General features: G+C 42.6%; 1 pseudogene. It reads right to left on the bottom strand.

Features of this window, described 5'->3' with window-relative positions:
• A pseudogene (locus tag HC026_RS12640) lies at nt 1–235 on the bottom strand (ISL3 family transposase); the annotation flags it as partial.

The following is a 235-nucleotide window of genomic DNA, read 5'->3' as shown; positions in this document are numbered from 1 at the left end:
CTGCAGCTTGAAAATTGATCGGAATGGCAGTAAGTCGATAAATTCGTGTGTGTCGGCATCCATCATTTCAAAACTCATGGTCTCATCAGCGTTGTTAGTGGTTTTAATCTCATCCAGCAAAAGTACTTCTGGTAAATGCTGCCAATTGGGTTCGAAGTAGGTTTCAGATTGCATCAACATGCGGGCAACAAAGCTAGCAGAAGTCGCCAATTCGTTAGCGATATGTTTTAGTGAG

Source organism: Secundilactobacillus angelensis, from assembly GCF_012641075.1.
Lineage (GTDB): Bacteria > Bacillota > Bacilli > Lactobacillales > Lactobacillaceae > Secundilactobacillus > Secundilactobacillus angelensis.
Note: the sequence above shows the minus strand (reverse complement) of the source record. Positions and strands in the feature narration are given on the sequence as shown.